At 61.6% G+C, this 13,497-nt stretch carries 13 protein-coding genes; 12 read left to right on the forward strand and 1 reads right to left on the reverse strand.

The features are described from left to right. Positions 1-47 precede the first annotated feature (47 nt). The gene (locus tag ACPYOP_RS17685) at positions 48-1,058 is read right to left on the reverse strand and encodes a GntR family transcriptional regulator (RefSeq protein WP_481411669.1); all 1,011 of its coding nucleotides are present in this window, start codon (positions 1,056-1,058) and stop codon (positions 48-50) included. A gap of 550 nt (positions 1,059-1,608) precedes the next feature. Between ACPYOP_RS17685 and ACPYOP_RS17690 the strand changes: the two genes are divergently transcribed. The 12 genes from ACPYOP_RS17690 (at position 1,609) to ACPYOP_RS17745 (ending at position 13,489) form a co-directional block, all read left to right on the forward strand. Next, positions 1,609-2,682, forward strand: a complete 1,074-nt coding sequence (locus tag ACPYOP_RS17690) for an ABC transporter ATP-binding protein (protein WP_481411670.1) — start codon at positions 1,609-1,611, stop codon at positions 2,680-2,682. Between the two features lie 63 nt (positions 2,683-2,745). Then, positions 2,746-3,645, forward strand: coding sequence for an ABC transporter permease (locus tag ACPYOP_RS17695; protein WP_481411671.1), 900 nt, complete (start codon positions 2,746-2,748; stop codon positions 3,643-3,645). A gap of 2 nt (positions 3,646-3,647) precedes the next feature. Then, positions 3,648-4,493 carry an ABC transporter permease gene (locus ACPYOP_RS17700; RefSeq protein WP_481411672.1) on the forward strand — a complete coding sequence of 282 codons (846 nt, stop codon included), beginning with the start codon at positions 3,648-3,650 and terminating at the stop codon, positions 4,491-4,493. Next, on the forward strand, positions 4,493-5,233 hold the full coding sequence (locus tag ACPYOP_RS17705) for an SDR family NAD(P)-dependent oxidoreductase (RefSeq protein ID WP_481411711.1): 741 nt from the start codon (positions 4,493-4,495) through the stop codon (positions 5,231-5,233). The genes ACPYOP_RS17700 and ACPYOP_RS17705 overlap by 1 nt, the downstream gene beginning before the upstream one ends. A 13-nt stretch (positions 5,234-5,246) precedes the next feature. After that, complete coding sequence (locus ACPYOP_RS17710) at positions 5,247-6,014, forward strand: SDR family NAD(P)-dependent oxidoreductase (protein ID WP_481411673.1); 768 nt, start codon at positions 5,247-5,249, stop codon at positions 6,012-6,014. A gap of 96 nt (positions 6,015-6,110) precedes the next feature. After that, positions 6,111-7,343 (forward strand): ABC transporter substrate-binding protein, encoded by a 1,233-nt coding sequence (locus ACPYOP_RS17715; protein WP_481411674.1) that lies wholly within the window; start codon positions 6,111-6,113, stop codon positions 7,341-7,343. Positions 7,344-7,420: 77 nt separating this feature from the next. Continuing rightward, positions 7,421-8,524: an ABC transporter ATP-binding protein gene (locus tag ACPYOP_RS17720; RefSeq protein WP_481411675.1), complete on the forward strand. Its 1,104-nt coding sequence runs from the start codon at positions 7,421-7,423 to the stop codon at positions 8,522-8,524. A 33-nt stretch (positions 8,525-8,557) separates the two neighbouring features. Next, positions 8,558-9,439, forward strand: a complete 882-nt coding sequence (locus ACPYOP_RS17725; protein WP_481411676.1) for a polysaccharide deacetylase family protein — start codon at positions 8,558-8,560, stop codon at positions 9,437-9,439. Positions 9,440-9,486: 47 nt separating this feature from the next. After that, positions 9,487-9,819 carry a hypothetical protein gene (locus tag ACPYOP_RS17730; protein WP_481411677.1) on the forward strand — a complete coding sequence of 111 codons (333 nt, stop codon included), beginning with the start codon at positions 9,487-9,489 and terminating at the stop codon, positions 9,817-9,819. Next, on the forward strand, positions 9,809-10,873 hold the full coding sequence (locus ACPYOP_RS17735) for a CobW family GTP-binding protein (protein WP_481411678.1): 1,065 nt from the start codon (positions 9,809-9,811) through the stop codon (positions 10,871-10,873). The genes ACPYOP_RS17730 and ACPYOP_RS17735 overlap by 11 nt, the downstream gene beginning before the upstream one ends. Positions 10,874-10,889: 16 nt before the next feature. After that, entirely contained in the window at positions 10,890-12,110 is a 1,221-nt protein-coding gene (locus ACPYOP_RS17740; protein WP_481411679.1) for an ABC transporter substrate-binding protein, read from the forward strand. Between the two features lie 14 nt (positions 12,111-12,124). Continuing rightward, positions 12,125-13,489, forward strand: a complete 1,365-nt coding sequence (locus tag ACPYOP_RS17745; protein ID WP_481411680.1) for an amidase — start codon at positions 12,125-12,127, stop codon at positions 13,487-13,489. Positions 13,490-13,497 lie beyond the last annotated feature (8 nt).

Raw genomic sequence — 13,497 nt, forward strand, 5'->3', positions numbered from 1 at the left:
TCTCTCGCTTTCCGAATAGACAGAATATAGCGGAGACGGCTTGCGTCTCACTCAAGAACGCGGGTGAGATAAGCGGCCGTCACCCCGGGGCCGGGGATGATGGCGACGATTTTCATCTGCGCGATCGTGCGGTCGACCGAGGCTTCGAGATGGTTCTCCATCATCGCCGCCGCCGCCTTCACCGCCCCTCGCAGCAGCAGTTCCGCGATCAGGCGCAGCTCCATAATGATGGCGGGATCGCCGGGCAGGCCGAGACGCCGCAACAATCTTTCCGTCGCCGTGACAGGCAGCAGATTGTTGCGGATGGATTCCTTCAGCCGCTCGTTCGGCGTTGCAAGGATGCAGATCTCGATGAAGTCCGCCTGGATGGCTTCCAGCGCCGCAAGATGATCGCCCGGTTCGTGCCGCTCGAGATCGGAAAGGCGCAGAAACAGCTCGTTCAACCGTTCACGGTCGACCCGACCTGCGCCGGCGACCATCGCCTGCGGCTCCAGCATGCCGCGCAGGCCGTAATGATCCTTGATCATCTGCGCCGTCAGCGGGCCGGCGATCCAGTGGGACGACTGGTTCTTGCGCACGAGACCGCGTTCGCGCAGCCGGGTGAGGACATCGCGCACGACGGTACGACTGACGTTGAAGTGGTCGGCAAGCTCGATCTCGATGATGCGGTACTGGCCGAAGACGACACAGCCGGCGACATCCGCCTCTACGGTATTGTAGATGCGCTCCCAGGAAGCGCGGCTCTGCAAGGCCTCGTCCGCATGGCGCGGTATCGTCAGTCCGAGCGTCTTGATATCGGTGCGGTTCGGCTCGATGCCCTGGCCGGCAGGCCCGACGAGATAGCCGCGGCCGTTGAAGCGATGCACCAGTCCTTCGCTTTCCAGCGTCTGCAGCGCTCTTTGCACGGGCGCGCGCGAAATCTGCAGGATATCGGCGATCGGACCTTCGAGCAGCACCACGCCCGGCGGCAGCGTGTTGGCCTCGATATTGCCACGCAGAACGTCCTCGGCGATCTCATAGCGCTTTTGCGCATTGGGGCGCGCACGGTTTTCGGTCATCTGATGCAATGGACTCACGTCGTTCTGATGCCTCACTCTTACGCGTTTTGTCGCACCAACATAGCGCAAAAATAAATGATTATTGAATACAAAATATATTCTTGATCTCTGATTTTAGTAGCGGTCACGGCGATCTGCGTGAGCGAGCGGAGTTCGTGGGGCGTATTTTGTGGAATGTCTTTTTGGCGTGAGCGCCGCCAAGCTGCGCTTGCGGCAGGGATTTTGACGGCAAATTTGCGCGTGGGTTGAAATTAGCTCGCCTTCTCGCTTTTACCGCTAGGCGCCTCCCGGCTCATTCGTCATTTTCAATTCGACTTTTCAGAAAAAGTCTATTGAATACAAAAATCATTTATGCAATGCTCTCATCATCAAGGCGCTCGTCAGAAGCGCCGTAGGTGGAACTCTTTGAAACGCCAAGGAACATCTCTTTGACGCGCATGTGATCATGCGCGAATGCAGATCGACGTCTGGTGTCCGGATCGATGCGATCCTGGAGATGGCGGTGCTTTGCCTGAAGGATGGTCCTTGCCTTGAAACTGGTAGGAAATCGGTGTCGACCGTTCTTCAGCTCAGCCAAGTCACCAAGTCCTATGGCGCGGCGCCCGCGCTCGACAGGATAGATTTCTCTCTGCCCGACAATGCCTATATCTCGCTGCTCGGCCCCAGCGGCTCCGGTAAGACGACACTTTTGCGCGTCATCGCCGGCTTCGAGGAGCCGGATGCCGGTTCGATCCTCTTTCACGGCAAGCGGCTTGATGGTGTCGAGCCGCACGATCGCGGCATCGGCTTCGTCTTTCAGAACTTCGCCTTGTTTCCGCATCTTTCGGTGGCCGAAAACGTCGCCTTCGGCCTGCGCAACCGCAAGGTCGATCCCATAACCGATCCCCGCGCCCTGGCCGCGAAGGTGCAGGATATGCTGTCGTTGGTCGGCCTCAAGGGATTTGACGATCGCGCCGTTACCCAAATTTCGGGCGGACAGCGCCAGCGCGTCGCCCTGGCGCGCACCCTGGTGACGGAGCCGAAGATGGTGCTGCTGGACGAGCCGCTCGGTGCGCTCGATGCCAACTTACGCGGCCGCATGCGAAGCGAGCTCAAGATCATCCGTGAGCGCTGCGGTGTGACGTTCCTGCATGTTACCGGCAGCGAGAGCGAGGCTCTGGCGATGGGCGATGTGGTGCTTGTGCTCGATCGCGGCCGCATCGCCCAGGCCGCCGCCTCGGATGTCGTCTATAATCAGCCCGCCACTGCGGCCGTCGCCCGCTTTCTCAATTGCTACAATCTTTTCGCCGGCAACGTTGTCGAGGATGCTTTCGTCGGGCCGTCGGGTCGGTTTCCCTTGAATGCATCGCGCCGGACGGCGCCGCAACCGGCCTATGCGATCCGCTACGACCGTATTTCGATCCGCACTCGCGATGCCACGCTCTCGGATGACGAAGTGCGCATCGAGGGCGATTTCATCGCCAGCGAATATTCTGGAGCGGCGGTCAATTCCTTCTTTGCGCTCGATGGCGGTCACGTCTTCGAGGTCGAGTCCCATCTGAGCCATGCCCGCCCGCCGGCCTTTGTCGAGAAGGATCGCTATGCGCTCGTCTGGAAGAAGGAGGATGCCCTTGTTTTCGGTTGATGTGGGGTCTTCGGTTGATCTGAGCCCCTCGAAACTCTTCCCCGGCTCCAAGGAGAACGAGACATGACCATGGTTGCGACAAGCGAGGAAGCCGTTCAGGAAAGTGCTGCCGTGCGCCGCAAATCAAGCAAAACATTCTGGCTTCTTGCGCCGGGCATGATCTGGATGGTCGCCTTCCTCGTCCTGCCGATGCTGATGATGGTCTATGTTTCCTTCTGGACGCAGACGACCTTCAAGATAGAGCCGACGCTGACCTTGCAGAGCTGGGTCACCTTCCTGACGAGCTCCACCTATCTCGGGGCGCTCTGGACGACGATCCGCATCTGGCTGCTCGTGCTGGTCTCGACGCTCGTTGTCGGCTATCCGGCAGCGCTCTTCGTCGGGCTCCTCATCAAGAACAAGACGCCGCAGACCGTGCTTCTCGTGCTCTGCGTCATTCCGTTCTGGACGTCGTTCCTGATCCGCGTGCTTGCCTGGCGGCCGATGCTCGGCACGGAAGGTGCGATCAACATCATCCTGATGAATCTCGGCATCGTGCATCAGCCCATCGAAGTGCTGCTGTTTTCCGAGCTGTCCGTCATCATCGGCATGACGCAGATCTACTGTGTCTTCATGGTCGGGCCGATCGCCTTCATGATGGGGCGTATCGATGCCTCGGTCATCGAAGCGGCCCAGGATCTCGGTGCGGGCTTCTGGCGCATCTTCCGCACGATCATCCTGCCGCTTTCCATGCCGGGTGTGGTGGTGGGCGCGATCTTCGTCTCCGTCATGGTTCTTGGTGAATTCGCGACCTCCGCCGCCCTGTCCGGCCGCAAGGTCAATCTGCTCGGCAATATCATCGTCACCCAGGTCGGTTCGCTGAAATGGGCTTTTGCCGCGGTCGCCGGCGTTGTGCTGACGATCATCATGGGTGCTGTTGTCGCGGCCCTGCTCAAGGTCGTCGACCTCAGAAAGGAGCTTTGATCATGAATGCTGGCGGCATCAAGTTCGGCCTGGGCGTCTATACGACCCTCTTTTTGATTTTTCTCTACGGACCGCTAGCGGTTCTGGCGATCCTGTCGTTCCAGACCGGGCCCGAGGGCGGTCCACAATTTCCGATCATCGAATGGTCGACCTATTGGTACCGGCATCTCTTCGGGCTGACGCCACCCTCGCGCATCGCGCCGCTGCCGATCGACCAGGCGCTGATCCGCTCGCTTTTTCTGGCGTTGATGACCATGATCGTCTCGACCGTGCTCGGCGTCATGTCCGCGCAGGCCTTTCGCCGCAAGTTTCGCGGCTCGGGCGTCGCCTTTTATCTGATCGTTCTCGGCATGATGGTGCCGGGTGTGCTGGTCGGTCTCGGCATGGCCCTTGTCGCCAACGCCTTTGGCATCGACCGGCACTGGTGGAGCACGGCCTTCGTCCTGCATGTCGTCTATACGTTCCCCTTCGCTTTCCTTGTCATGCTTGCGATCTTCAACAGGTTCGATCCGAGCATGGAGGAGGCCTCCTGGTCGCTCGGCGTCACGCCGGCGCGCACCTTCCGCAAGGTCACGTTCCCGCTGATCTTCCCTGGCGTGCTCTCGGCCATGCTCTTTGCCTTCACGCTCTCCTATGACGAGTTTTCGCGCACCCTGTTCGCCTCCGGCCGCGAGCTGACGCTGCCGCTTGCCATCTACGGCACCTTCTCCGTCGAGGTGCATCCAAACGTCTTTGCGTTCGGCGTCCTGACCACGCTGTTTTCCTTCGCGCTCCTCGGCACCTACGCGATCCTGATGGGTCTGTCGGTCAGACGCGCCAAGCGTGTTCGCATTCAGGAGGACGCATGATGGCGGAGAGAGTGTCCGCCATCGTCACCGGCGCCGGCTCGGGTATCGGCCGCGCCATTGCGCTGCGCCTCGCCGCCGACGGCTATGCGGTTCTGGTCAACGACCTCTCGGGCGAACGGGCTGAGGCGGTTGCCGGGGAAATCATTAGGGCGGGCGGCGCGGCGACCGCGATCGCCGGTGACGTTGCGCGGCCAGAGGATGTGGCGGCTATCCGTGCCGCTGCCAAGGCCTCGCACGGCGACGCCGCCCTTCTCGTCAACAATGCCGGCATCGCGCATCAAGCGGCATTCGAAAACCTCGAACTGGAGGATTTCGACCGGATGTTTGCCGTGCATGTGCGCGGCACCTTCCTGATGACCAAGGCCGTCCTGCCGTCGATGCTGGCGCGCGGCGAGGGCGTCATCGTCAATGTCGCCTCCCAGCTCGGCCAGATCGGCGGCATCGAGCTGGTTCATTATTCTGGCGCCAAGGCTGCGATCATCGGCATGACCAAGGCGCTCGCCCGCGAGGTCTCGAACCGTGGGGTTCGCGTCAATGCCGTGGCGCCGGGGCCGATCAATACGCCGCTGGTGCAGGAACTTTCCGAGGAATGGCGCGAACGCAAGAAGCGCGAATTGCCGCTCGGCCGCTTCGGCGAGCCTGAGGAAGTAGCTGCGACGGTGGCGTTTCTGGCTTCGCCGGCCGCGAGCCTCTTCGTCGGTCAGACCCTCGGCCCGAATTCCGGCGACGTGATGCTCTGAAGGAGAAAAACAGATGGACAGTTTAGACAGGCGGGTCGTCATCGTCACAGGCGCTGGCATCGGCATCGGCCAGGCGACGGCGAAAGCGTTTGCTGCGCTGGGCGATCATGTCGTCGTTACCGATATCCTTGAAAAGGAAGGCGAGCAGACCGTTCGTGACATTCTTTCCACCGGCGGTTCGGCCGAGTTCCACCTTTACGACGTCCGCTCGACGGAAGCGGCGAACCAGCTCGTCGCCCATGTCGAGGCGCGCTTCGGCAAGATCGACATCATCGTTGCCAATGCCGGTATCGCGCATCGGACCCCCCTCGACAAGCTCACAGACGACAAGTGGGACCTGACCATGGATGTCGACCTGAAGGGCATCTTCAAGCTGGTGCGTGCCGCTATACCGGGCATGCGCGCCCGCAGATCCGGCAGCGTCGTCGCCCTCTCGTCGATCATGGGCGTGGCCTATGGCTGGGACGAGCATGTCCATTATTCGGCGGCGAAATCCGGCGTCGTCGGGCTGGTGCGCGGGCTTGCCGTCGAGCTGGCGAAGGACGGCGTCAGGGTCAACGGCATTGCGCCGGGCTATATCCGCACCGCCCAGCTTCTTTCGGAGGAAAACTCGCTCGGTCCCGCCGGCGCGGAAAAGGCGGCCGAGTTCATCCCGATGGGCCGGTTGGGCGAGCCGGAGGACATCGCCGACGTAATCGCATTCCTCGCCTCGAACGGCGCGAGATACATGACCGGCCAGGTTCTGGTCGTGGATGGTGGCCTCCTCGTGGGGCGGTACTGATCGCCATCGGTCCGGCAACGGCTGGAGGGCGATACGGCAATGAAGCAGGCCCAACCAAGGGTCCAGGGAACAGCAATCAGCACTGGAGAACACAAGATGTCCAAAATGGAATTGAACAGACGCTCTCTGTTGAAGCATTCCGCCGGCGTGATGGCGCTCGCGATCGGGGGCGGCACGCCCTTCCTGTCGTCGCGGGCGGCTTACGCGCAGGCTGCCAACCTTGCCAAGGAGCAGCTGCGCACCATCGGCCTTTCGGTTACCGTCCAGGAGCGTATCCTCGACGAATTTCGCAAGGCGAGCGGCGTCGGGCAGACCTCCGGCACGGCAGCGACCTTTCCGGACGCGCAGACCAAGATCCTTTCCGGTTCCAAGGATTACGATTGCTGGGAGATCATCGGTGAGCGCCTGCCGTCGATCGTCATGACCAACAATGTCGAGCCGGTGCCTGCTGCTTCCCTGAAGAACTGGGCCAATATCCGCGACACCTTCACGACGCCTTCCGAGAAGTGGGGGCCGAAGCAGCAGATCGTCGGCCAGATCTGGGCCGATGAGGCCAAGACCACGCTGAACATGGTGCCTGCCGTCTATAACTACGACTCCATCGGCTACAATCCGGATGTTCTCTCCGCCGAAGAAGCCAACACCTGGTCGGCGATCTTCGATCCGAAGTTCAAAGGCAAGTCCGGCCTCAACACCGATCCGCTGATCGCCTTCGGCCAGGCCATCATGGCGATGAACACGCTCGGGCTTTCGAACGTCAAGAATCCGGGCAATCCGAGCGCAGCCGAAATCGACGAAGCGGCGAAGTTCCTGGTCTCCAAGAAGAAGGACGGGCAATTCCGCGCCCTGTGGGGCGATTTCGGCGAACTGGTCAACCTGATGGCATCGGGCGAGATGGTCGTCTGCGATGCCTGGCAGCCGGCGGTCATGGCGGTCAAAGCCCAGGGCAAGGCGTGCAAATATGCCGTCCCGAAGGAAGGTTATCGCGGCTGGGCGATCGGCCCGTCGATGATCGCAGGCACGCCGAACAAGGAAGCCGTGATCGCCTATGCCGATTACTGGCTCTCCGGCGAGCCCGGCATCACCGTTTCCGAACAGGGGTATTATTCGCCGTCGACCAATATCCAGAAGGTCATGGCGCCGGACAAATATGCCTTCTGGTATGAGGGCAAGCCATGGGTCGGCGCCGCCGAGCGCGGCATCAAGGAAGGCGACCTGCGTGATGGCGGCTCGTTGGCAGAGCGCGCCAAGAACGTTGCCTATTGGCACCAGTGGCCGGACGAATACGACCATCTCGTCCAGAAGTGGGATGAATTCCTCAACGCCTGATCCGATGGCGTCTGCCATCCATCCTATGTCGCGCGAGGAGGCGATGCCGCCTCCTCGCCCACGCCCGGAGATCTCTCGTGATGTATGATTTGGAACTCATCAGTGTCGGCAAGGTCTATGACAATGGCACGCCCGCGGTCATAGACTTCAATCTTTCGATCAAGAAAGGCGAATTCATCGCCTTCCTCGGCCCGTCGGGCTGCGGCAAGACGACGACGCTTCGCATGATCGCCGGCTTTGAAAGCATTTCTTCCGGCGACATGATGATCAAGGGCGAGCGCATGAACGACGTTAGGCCGCAGAAGCGGCCGACATCGATGATCTTCCAGAACTATGCGCTTTTTCCGCATATGACCGTGCGGCGGAATGTCGGATATGGTCTCGAGGTCAAGGGCATGCCGAAGGCCGAGCGGGATGCACGGGTCGACCGTATCCTCGCCACCCTCGCATTGGAGGATATCGCCGAGCGCAAGCCCGACAAGTTGTCCGGCGGCCAGCGCCAGCGCATCGCGCTTGCCCGCGGCCTGGTGGTCGAGCCGGATGTGCTGCTGCTCGACGAGCCGCTGGGCGCACTCGACGCCAATCTGCGCAAGGCGATCCAGAACGAGCTCAAATTGCTGCAGAAGAAGCTCGGAGTGACCTTCGTCTTCGTCACGCATGCCCAGTCGGAGGCGCTGGCGCTGTCCGACCGCATCGTCGTCATGAACCAAGGCAGGGTGGAGCAGATCAGCCCGCCGCATCAGCTCTATACGCGCCCCGATACGCCTTTCGTCGCGCAGTTCATCGGCCGCAATACCATCTTCGAGGGCGAGGTCGCCGGCGCTGAGGCCGACAGCACATTCGTCTCGACCTCGTTCGGCACGCTGTCGGGCTGCGCCAATGGCGGCCTTTCCAGCAAGGTCAATATCGTCATCCCTTCGGAGGCGATCGAGGTCCATGCGGCGGGCGGCTCGCTGCACGGCGATCTCGCCGGAGCCTTCGGCGGCAATGTGGTCGGCGCTCGCGTCGAGCGTTTCGACGTTGTCGGCCATATCTCCCAGATCGGCGTCAGCCTGCCCGATGGCCGAGGCCTCGCCTTGGAGGCGCATGTCGACAAATACCGGCCCGGTGCCTTTCCCGTAGGCGCCGAGGTCATGCTCACCTGGGATCCGGCCGACGCGACCGTCATCCCGGCTCACTGATTACAGAAAACTTAAATTGAAGGAGGTCATCCCATGGCAAAGGAAATCTTGTGCAGTTTTGGCGTCGACGTCGACGCTGTGGCCGGCTGGCTCGGCTCTTACGGCGGTGAGGATTCTCCCGATGATATCTCGAGAGGCCTTTTTGCCGGCGAAGTCGGCAGCCTGCGGCTGGTGAAGCTCTTCGAACGCTTTGGCATCAAGACGACATGGTTTATTCCCGGCCACTCAATCGAGACCTTCCCGGAGCAGATGCAGGCCGTGGCCGATGCCGGCCATGAAATCGGCATCCACGGCTACAGCCACGAAAATCCGATCGCCATGACGCGCGAGCAGGAGACTGAAATCCTCGACAAGTGCATCGAGCTGGTGACAAAACTTTCCGGCAAACGCCCGACGGGCTATGTCGCGCCCTGGTGGGAGTTCTCCAATGTGACCAACGAGCTGCTTCTGGAGCGTGGCATCAAGTACGATCACTCGCTGATGCACAATGACTTCACGCCCTATTATGTGCGCGTCGGCGACAGCTGGACGAAGATCGACTATTCGCGCAAGCCGTCGGAATGGATGGTGCCGTTGAAGCGCGGCAAGGAAACCGACCTGATCGAAATCCCCGCCTCCTGGTATCTCGACGATCTGCCGCCGATGATGTTCATCAAGAAATCGCCGAACAGCCACGGCTTCGTCAATCCGCATCACATCGAGCAGATGTGGCGCGACCAGTTCGACTGGGTCTATCGCGAGATGGATTATGCCGTCTTCCCGATCACCATCCATCCCGATGTCGCGGGCCGGCCGCAGGTGCTGATGATGCTCGAGCGGCTCTATGCGCATATGATCAAGCATCCGGGCGTGAAGTTCGTCACGATGAACGAGATCGCCGACGATTTCGCCGCGCGCTTTCCGCGCAAGAAATAGCCGGCTAGGCTGGCGCCGGAAGCATACTTCGGAAGGAGGCGATCGCCATGTGTTCACTGTGCGGCGTGCTCGGCGGCAACGAGCACTGGACCGATGCAGCAGCACGACCGGGCGTGTTCACGCGCAATCACGCCAGTCCCGACCGGCGGCGCGAGCGTGCCGAGCGCGTGCGGGCCGCCAACGAGATGCTCTCGGGCTTCGGCCTTGTCCTCACCGATTGGCAGGGCGCGTCCTTCGTGTTGTCGACGCGAACGGGCAGGAGCGAGATCATCGAAGATCTCGGCCATCTCTGGCCGGCGGCCGAAAGGCTCGTCGGCCGGCCCTGCGATCCGCTTGACGGTGCTTTCATCGCCAGGATGGAGGCTCGGTATGTCGATTGAGGCAAGCGGCTTTCTGCCGATCAATCTTTTGACGGGCTTCCTCGGTTCAGGCAAGACGACGCTGCTCAAGCGCATTCTGGCTGATCCCGCCTTCGCCGATACCGCCGTACTCATCAACGAATTCGGCGAGATCGGGCTTGACCACGATCTCGTTGAAAGCGTCGAGGGCGAGATGGTGCTGCTGCGCTCCGGATGCGTCTGCTGCACGGTGCGCGGTGAGCTCGCCGCCGCGCTCAAGGAGCTTTATTCCCGCCGGGAGCGCGGGCTGTTGCCGCCGTTCCAGCGCGTCATCATCGAAAGCACGGGTCTTGCCGACCCCTTCCCGGTGCTGTCGACCATCAAGGCCGATCCGGTGCTCAGGCATCATTTCTGCGCCGGCAACGTGATTACGACTGTCGATGCGGTGAATGGGCTGCGCCAGCTCGACACCTATATCGAATCCAACAGGCAGGCGGCCGTTGCGGATCGGCTGATCCTCACCAAGACCGATCTTGATACGGGCTGTGACGGACAGGCCCTTCAGGCTCGCCTTCGCGGGCTCAATCCCGATGCTCCGATCCTGATGGCAGCCGATCCGGATCTCGATCTCTCATCGCTGGTCGCCGTCCAGAGTAACGTCTCGCCAAGCGGCAGCCTGTCGCAAAGCGGCTTCTACTGTGAAGAGCCGGTGCAGCTCGTCTCATCGGACGGCGCGCCGCATCAGGCCGCGATCTCCTCGATTGCGCTCAGTATTGACCGGCCCATCGATTGGACCGCCTTCGGCCTCTGGCTGACCATGCTGCTCAATCGGCATGGCGATCGTGTGCTGCGGGTGAAAGGCATACTCAATCTCAGCGGTGAGGAGCAACCCGTAGCGGTTCATGGCGTCCAGCATCTGGTTCACACGCCGGTGCATATGGACGGCTGGCCTTCGGAAGATCGCAGGTCGCGCCTGGTCTTTATTCTCGACGGGCTCGACGGCGCTCTATTGAAACGCTCCTTCGAAGCCTTCACACTGGCGCGCATGCCGCAGATGCCGTCCGCCGCATCCTACCCGATCGTCGCGGCGCAATGAGACAACCGGTCCATCCATGAACAAGCACCAATCCGTCGCAAAAACTCTGTCCGCTCCCGCTTTGCATCTGGCGGGGCGGCCGCGCCTGCGCGTGCTAGGCACCGCGATTTCGCTGCTGGAGGAACTGCGTCTGCGCGCGCAGGACGATCTCGGTATCGATGTGACGTTCGACAACAACGACTTCCTGACGACACAGTACAAGGCGGCGCGCGAGCCGGAAACCTACGATATCTACGATCAGTGCTTCCACAATCTCGATATCGTCTGGCATTGGCGCGCGATCCAGCCCGTGGACACCCAACGCATTGTCCTCTGGGATGAGGTCAACGATCTGACAAAGACCGGTCATATCGGCCCCAATCCCCGAATGGGGCTTGGCGACGTGCCGGCGCGCAAGCTCTTCGTTCAGCCCAACCTCGCTCTCGGCGATACGCCGTCGCGCTTCATCTCGATGCTGCCGACCACGCATAATTTCGACAGCTTCGCCTATCGCACCGATCTGGCGCCAAATGGCGTCGGCATGCATTCCTGGGGCGCGCTTTTCGACGAGCGCTGGGCTGGCAGGGTGGCCCTGGTGGACGAACCGGCCATTGGCATTTTCGATGCGGCGCTGGCCGCGCAGGCTGCCGGTCTCATGTCGTTCGACGATATCGGCAATATGTCCATCCAGGAGATCGATCAGCTGATCGATCTCCTGGAGGAGCGCAAGAAGACCGGCTTCTTTCGGGATTTCTGGAAAACCGCCGAGGATGCGGCGCGGCTGATGATCGCCGGCGAAACCAGCGTCCAAAGCATGTGGTCGCCCGGTATCGGCATCCTGAATTCGAAGGGTGTGCCGGTCGAGCAGGCGGTGCCGGCGGAGGGTTATCGCGCCTGGCATGGTGGCCTGTGCCTTTCGAAACACCTAAGCGGTCGCCTGCTCGATGTCGCCTACGACTATCTGAACTGGTGGATATCCGGATGGCCGGGCGCCGTCGTTGCACGTCAAGGCTATTATATTTCGACGCCACAGCGCTCCCGCCAATTCATGACGCAGGCGGAATGGGATTACTGGTACGAGGGCGCTTCCGCGACCGAGGACCTGCCCGGCCCGGATGGGCAGACGCGGATCAGAAAGGGCTCGGCGCGCAGTGGCGGCTCCTATTGGCAGCGCGCCAATTGCATTGCCGTCTGGAATACGACAATGGATGAACACAATTATCTAGTGCGCCGCTGGATGCAGCTTGTCGGCGGCTAAGGAGAGTAGGGTCAATGACACAGACACATCTCGGCAAATCGATCGCGCAATTGTCGGTACTGATCCAGTCCGGCAGCCTCGATCCGGTCGCGCTGATCGAGGAGAGCCTGGATACGATCCGGACCTACAAGGATCAGGCAATCTTCACGCGGCTGCTGGAGGTGCGTGCGAAAGAGGAGGCGGCAGCTTCGTCCAAGCGATTGCGCGAGGGGCGCTCGCGCGGGCTGCTGGATGGCATTCCCGTCGCCTGGAAGGACCTGTTTGCAATCGCCGGCCTGCCGACGACGGCCGGGTCGGTCGTGCTTGCGGATGCCGAACCTGCCCATGACGATGCCGATGTCGTCAAGGCGCTGAAGGGGGCAGGCATGGTTGCCGTCGGCCGGGTCAATATGAGCGAATTCGCCTTTTCCGGCCTTGGTCTCAATCCGCATTACGGCACGCCGCTCAATCCTTTGGCCTCGGACGTCGCGCGGATCCCGGGCGGTTCGTCTTCCGGTTCCGCCGTCGCTGTCGCGGCAGGTCTCGTACCGGTCTCGATCGGTACGGATACGGGCGGCTCGGTGCGCATACCTTCAGCCTTCAACGGTCTTGTCGGCTACAAGGCAAGCCGCGGCCGCTACAGCATGGCCGGCGTCTTTCCGCTGGCGAACAGCCTCGACGCGCTTGGACCTTTGTGCCGCAGCGTTCAGGATGCCATCTGGATCGATGCGGCGATGCGCGGCCGTTTCGTGCCCGAGGTCGAGCATGCCTATCCCGCCGGGCTTTCGATTGTGGTGCCGACGAATGTCGTCATGGACAATGCCGAGGCTGGTGTCGTTGCGGCTTTCGAGGCGACGCTGGCGCGCTTGAGTGCCGCCGGCGTCAAGATACGACGGGTCGCTTTTCCGGCCTTCGAAAAGCTGTTTGACGTGATGGCCGAGAATGGGCCGCTGGTAACCGCCGAGGCTTTTGCGCTGCATCACCGCCGGCTGGCGGGACCGGAGGCCGAAGCCATGGATCGGCGTGTCGTGACGCGCACGCGCCTGGGCGAGAAGATCACCTTGGTCGGCTATCTGGAGACGCTCAAGGTGCGCGAGCGGCTGATCAGGGAGGTTGAGGCGTCGCTTGGGCCGAACGAATTCGTCGCCTATCCGACGGTCGCCCATGTCGCGCCCGCGCTTGGCCCCCTGGAAGCCGATGACGAGCTGTTCGCAAAGGTCAATGGCAGGACGCTGCGCAATACTTTGATCGGCAACTTCCTTGATTGGTGCGGCGTATCCCTGCCTTGCGGAACGGGCGAGGCCGGCATGCCGGTCGGCTTCCTGTTGTCGGCTCCGAAGAACCGGGATGAACGGCTGCTGGGTGCCGCGATGGCGCTCGAAGAGATCGTCGCCGGCTGACACAATTC

It is taken from the genome of Rhizobium sp. KNZ2-6A, assembly GCF_056755475.1.